General features: G+C 73.9%; 2 protein-coding genes and 2 pseudogenes. All 4 read left to right on the plus strand.

The window, feature by feature from the left end; all coding sequences use genetic code 11:
• A pseudogene (locus tag AA75_RS50020) lies at window positions 1-2,378 on the plus strand (hypothetical protein); the annotation flags it as partial.
• Window positions 2,379-2,616: 238 nt separating this feature from the next.
• A complete protein-coding gene (locus tag AA75_RS31850; protein WP_051813862.1) occupies window positions 2,617-3,609 on the plus strand; it encodes a substrate-binding domain-containing protein in 993 nt (330 codons plus the stop codon).
• Window positions 3,610-3,716: 107 nt separating this feature from the next.
• On the plus strand, window positions 3,717-5,312 hold the full coding sequence (locus AA75_RS31855; RefSeq protein ID WP_051813863.1) for an Ig-like domain-containing protein: 1,596 nt from the start codon (window positions 3,717-3,719) through the stop codon (window positions 5,310-5,312).
• 160 nt (window positions 5,313-5,472) lie between these two features.
• Window positions 5,473-6,160: pseudogene (locus tag AA75_RS31860) on the plus strand (DUF916 domain-containing protein); the annotation flags it as partial.

Here is a 6,160-nt window from a genome sequence, read left to right on the forward strand (position 1 = left end):
CCGCCGGGAGCTCCCCGGCCGGCACCGCTGCCGCCGGCACACCGGCGGCCCGGGCCGCAGCCTCCGCGGCCGCGGCGCCCGCCGACGGCGCGACGGTGACCGGGACCGGCGAGTTCGCCGGACTCCAGGTGACGGTCAGCCAGACCACCCACCTGGTCAACCAGGTGGTCTCGGTCACCTGGCAGGGCGGCCGGCAGACCCAGCCCAGCCCGCTGGTCTTCGGCCAGAACTACCTGACCCTGATGCAGTGCTGGGGCGACGCGGACACCGGCCCGGACCGCGAGCAGTGCCAGTACGGCGCCACCAAGGGCGACAACCGCGGCGGCGACTTCGTGCCGAGCCGCCAGCTCAACCCCGGGCGCGTCCTGGTCGACCCCGCCGAACCGCTCAAGCCCGCCGGGCCCGGCCTGAACGTCTACGCGCCGTTCCGTCCGGTCACCGGGGACCCCGCCGAGACCGGCGGCAGCAGCCAGTTCTACAACATCCAGTCCACCAACGAGGTGCCCTTCGCACCGACCCGCTCCGACGGCACCGGACAGGTCTACTTCGAGGTCCAGACCGGCGCCGAGGCACCCGGCCTCGGCTGCGGCAACACCCCCAAGGACCAGCCGGGGCCCTTCACCGAGGGCCGCCGCTGCTGGCTGGTGATCGTCCCGCGCGGCTCCACCGAGGTGGACGGCTCCGCGCTGGCCGGCCCGTCCGCCCGGCTGCAGTCCTCACCGCTGTCGGCCACCAACTGGAGCCACCGGCTGGTCGTGCCGCTCAGGTTCGAGCCGGTCGGACTGTCCTGCCCGCTGGGCAGCCCCGAACTGCCCACGGTAGGAACCGAGTTCGCGGCCGAGATGATCTGGCGCTGGCAGCCGGCGGTCTGCCGGCAGGCCGGCCGGATCTTCAACTTCGGCCAGGCCACCGACGACCTGGCCCGGCTCCGGCTGACCCGCGGCAACCCGGGCCTGGTCTTCGTCGGCGCACCGCTGGCCCCCGCCGACCAGGCCGACGGCCGCACCCCCGTGTACGCCCCGCTCGGCCTCTCCGGCCTGGTACTGGCCTTCGACATCGAGAGCCAGTCCAACTCGCTGACCCCGCCCGACCTCGCCAAGCAGGACGGCCAGCGGATCCAGGAGATGAACCTCACCCCCCGGCTGATCGCCAAGCTGCTCACCCAGAGCTACCGCTACGCGGTCAACCCCGGCGACCCCCACGTCCCGCCGGGCAACCCCCGCGACCTGGTCACCGACCCGGAGTTCCTGCAGATCAACCCGCAGTTCGCGGGGCTCTCGTTCCCGATCGGGATCGCCGACCTGCTGGTGCCCTCCGCCGACGGCGACCTCACCCGGACGGTCTGGCAGTGGCTGCTCGCCGACCCGGACGCCAAGGCCTTCCTGGACGGTACGCCCGACCCGGTCTGGCACCACTCGATCAACACCGCCTACCTCGGCGACGGCCGGCCCGAACTGCCCCGCTCGGGCTACGCCAAGGCCGACGACTACTGCAAGAAGTTCGACAAGGAGGACGAGCGGCCCGACTGGTGCAACTTCGACGGCCACCCCTACGGCGGCAGCATGCGCGACGCCGCCCGGGCCGCCGCCCGCGGCGACACCCTCGCCCGCACCGAGTGGGACCCCTCCAGCCTCCCGCCGTCGCTCAAGAAGGCCGTCCCGCAGCCGCAGGGGCTGCGCGGGGTGCTCGCCCTCACCACCACCGCCCAGGCCGCCCGCTACGGCCTGTCCACCGCCAAACTGCGCAACGCCGCAGGGGAGTTCACCGCCGCCACCGACTCCACCCTGCTCGCCGCGGCGGCCGCCGCCACCGACGGCGGCGCCCCGGGGGTGCAGGTGGTCGACCCGGCGGTGAAGACCCCCGGCGGCTACCCGCTCACCGCCATCACCTACGCCGCCACCGTGCCGTCCGCACTCACGGCCGGCGACGGCAAGGCCTACGCCGACCTGCTGCGCTACGCCGTCGGCCCGGGCCAGCAGCCCGGCATCGCGATCGGTGAACTACCGGCCGGATACGTCCAGTTGCCCGCCGCCATGCGGGCCAGGACACTGGCCGTCGCGCAGCGCATCGAGGGCAGCGCCGGCAAGCCCGAGACCGCCGCCGAGGAGCCGGCCGACGGGCCCGCGCCCGCCGCACCGACCCGCCGGCCCGCCACCGCCGACCGCCCGGAGCCCCCCGCGCCCGCACCCGAGACCCCCGCGCCCGCCCACACCGTCGTCACGCTCGCGCCGACGGTCGCCGCCGCCCCGGCGGGCCGCACCGCCCGCACCGACGTCGGGTCGCTGCGCTACCTGCTGCTCGGCGTCCTGGTGGCGGGCCTGCTGGCCGGCGCCGGCGGGATCTTCGTGCCCAGGCTGCTGCGCCGACGCCGCCCCTGAACCACCGCCGCCTTCTCGTTCCTTCCGCCGCTCCACCACCGCCCGCGCTCCACCACCGCCCGCGCTCCACCACCGCCCGCGCGCCGCACCGCCGTGCGCCGGGACCGGAGGCGAACCCGAGCCACCCGGCCGACGGGCCCATCGGCCGTGCCCGGAAACACCCGCTCCACCAGCTCCACGCGCTCCACCCGCCTTCGCACCACTCGCTCCCGCCAACTCTCCAAGGGGAACCGACCAGATGAAGCTCATCGACAAGCGCCAGCTCGCCAAGTGCGTCACCGTCGCGGCCGGCCTCGGCCTGCTGGTGGCCGGCACCGGTACCGCCCAGGCCGACCCGGGCGCCGTCCGCCCGCTGTCCGGCGTCGGCTCGGACACCACCCAGGGCGTGATGAACGCGCTCGCCAACGTCGTCACCGTGAACGGCCAGAAGGTCATCGGCTCGTACGACGCCGTCGGCTCGGCCACCATCAACACCAAGGCCGCCGCGGCCTGCCAGAACCTGGCCCGCCCGAACGGCTCCGGCGCGGGCCGCACCGCCCTGCTGAACGAGCTCAACAAGGGCAACGGCTGCCTGGACTTCTCCCGCTCCTCCAGCCTCAACCTGGCCGCCGCCACCCCGGGCCTGACCTACGTCCCGTTCGCGGTGGACGGCGTCACCTACGCCGTCAGCGCGGGCAGCTCGGTGCCGCTCGACCTGAGCGTCGCCGACCTGCACGCCATCTACACCTGCGACCCCGGCTACGTCGGCACCGCCCCGAACTACTCGATCCGCCCGCTGCTGCCGCAGGCCGGCTCCGGCACCCGCAGCTTCTGGGAGTCCACCGTCGGCATCGCCGACGGCGACGTCCAGGCCGGCCGCTACCCCTGCATCGCCGACACCAAGGGTGGCAAGAAGATCGAGGAGCACGACGGCCGCGTGCTGGACACCACCTCGCTGGTGCCGTTCTCGATCGCCCAGTACATCGCGCAGAGCTCCGGCACCCTTGCCGACATCCGCGGCACCGCCCAGCTCGGCAACGTCAACGGCGTCCCCTCGGTGCTGCTCAACACCAGCGCCACCGCCGTCCGCGACGTCTACAACGTCATCCCGACCAGCAAGGTCGGCGTCAGCCCGTGGAGCGAAGCCTTCGTCGGCGCGAACTCCGGCATCTGCCAGCAGTCCGCCGTGATCAAGCAGTACGGCTTCGGCGTCAACGCCAACTGCGGTGACACCTCGCGCACCACCGGCTGACCCGCACCACCGCCCGTCGCTCCACCGCACGCGCTGCACCCGCTCCACCTGACACCGCTCCACCTGACCCTGCATCACCGATCAGTGCCAGAAAGGCGATCATCACAGTGAGCACCTACCGCATCCCGCGGGCCGTCGCGCTCGGCGCGGCCACCGTCCTGGCCGCGGGCAGCATCACCCTGCTCGGCTCCGCCGCCGCGTACGCCGACACCGTGCCGGTCATCGGCACCCTGAGCGTCAACCCGGCCACCGGCGCCGACGACGAGCTGATGAACGTGGTCTCCTCCGGTTCCTGCAACGGCGGCACCAACCTCCAGCTGCTGGTCTTCGGCCAGGGCTTCCCCACCGACGGCTACGGCGTCACCCCCAACGTGGCGCAGTCGGTCTACTCCCCGGACGCCCAGGGCCGGCTGTCGGTGCCGCTCAGCGACACCATGCGCAGCTTCGCGCAGAAGAACGGCTTCAGCACGCTGTCCGGCCAGTACGAGTTCCACCTGCGCTGCCGCGCCAAGATCGGCGCCACCTACTTCGGTGACTTCGTCGGCTCGGTCTGGTTCACCAGCCCCACCGCGTACACCTCCACCGACCCGAACGCCCCGGTCGCGCAGGCCACCACCACCACGCTCTCGGTCACCCCGACCGGTTCGGCCACCGTCGGCAGTGACGTCACCCTGACCGCCGCGGTCTCCCCGACCGCCGCCGGCACCGTGCAGTTCTTCGACGGCGCCACCGCCGTCGGCGCGCCTGCCACCGTCGCGGCGGGCCAGGCCACGGCCACCGTGAACACCCTCGCCGAGGGCGCGCACACCCTCAAGGCGGTCTTCACCTCGACCGACAGCCACTTCCTCGGCTCCACCTCCGCCAACGTCTCCTACACCATCAGCCCCAAGGGTGCGCAGGCCACCACCACGGGCCTGGTCGTCTCCCCGGCCGGCTCCGCGGCCAAGGGTGCCTCGGTCAAGCTGAGCGCGTCGGTGGCCCCGGCCGCCGCCGGCACCGTCGAGTTCAAGGACAACGGCACCGTGATCGGCTCGCAGCCGGTCGCCGCCGGCGCCGCCGAGTTCAGCACCACCGCGCTGGCCGAGGGCGACCACCAGCTCACCGCCGCCTTCACCCCGGCCGACGCGACCCAGTACGCCGCCTCGGCCTCGGCCGCGGTGCCGTTCACCGTCACCCCGCAGGTCACCCCGCCGAACCCGGGCGGCCCGACCCCGCCCGCCCCGGTCTCCGAGACCATCACCACCACCGTCGCCCCCGGCGCCCTGGTGATCAGCGTGGCCGGCGCCAACGTCACCCTGCCGCCGCTCACCCTGAACAACGACTCCACCCGTTTCGCCACCGCCGGCCCGATCCAGACCGTCACCGTCACCGACACCCGGGCCGGCGCGCCCGGCTGGTCGGTCAGCGGCCAGGTCGCCCAGTTCAGCTCGGGCACGGGCAGCATCAACGCGCAGAACCTCGGCTGGGCCCCGAACCTGGTCTCCAAGGGCGACGGCCTCAAGGTCACCCTGGGCGGTCAGGTCGCCCCGGCCAACGCCGTCGAGGTGAACGACGGCGGTGCGCTCGGCCTGAAGTCCTCCCGGACCCTCGCCACCGCGACCGGTCTCGGCACCGCCAAGGTCGGCGCCGACCTCACCCTGCTCGCCCCCACCTCCACGGTGGCCGGCACCTACCAGGGCGTGCTCACCCTTACCGCGATCTGACGGCTCCCCTTCACCCGGGATCGGCCCCGACGCAACCCGGCGGTCGGACCACCCTGGCCTGATGGCGGTGCACCACCGGCACCACCGGTGCACCGCCGCACGGCCGGAGCGGTCCGACCGCCCCACCCACCCGCACCTGCTCCCTAGGATGACGACGCCGATGCGCCGATGGCTCCTGGCCCTAGTCCCCGCCCTGCTGCTCCTGCTGCCGGGCACGACCGCGTACGGTGCCCAGCAGCTGGCGCCCGCCGAAGGCCCGCAGGCGCAGACCTTCGGCATCCAGCCGTCCGGTGCCGACCAGCCGGACGACCGCGGCGCCTTCTCCTACGCCGCCACCCCCGGCGCGGTGGTCAAGGACCACGTCGCGGTCTGGAACTACGGCGACCAGCCGCTCACCCTGCGGCTCTACCCGGCCGACGCGTTCAACACCGACGCCGGCGGCTACGACGTGCTGCCCGAGGGCAAGCCCTCCACCCAGGCCGGGACCTGGCTGAAGGCCGCCGCCGACGCGCTGACGGTGCCCGCCCGCAGCCGCCAGATCGTCCCGTTCACCCTCGCCGTCCCCGCCGACGCCACCCCCGGCGACCACCCCGCGGGCATCGTGGCCGCGCTGCGCCAGGAGAGCAAGGACGCCCAGGGCAACGCCGTCACCGTCGACCAGCGGGTCGGCGCCCGGGTCAACATCCGGGTCTCCGGGGCGCTGCGGGCCGAACTCACCGTCGAGTCCGCCCGGGTGGTCCACCACCCCAGCCTCAACCCGCTCGACACCGGCCGCACCACCGTCAGCTACACCGTCCGCAACAGCGGCAACGTCCGGCTCGGCGGCAAGCAGGCCGTCCGGGTCACCA

Source organism: Kitasatospora sp. MBT63 (assembly GCF_000710465.2).
Lineage (GTDB): Bacteria > Actinomycetota > Actinomycetes > Streptomycetales > Streptomycetaceae > Kitasatospora.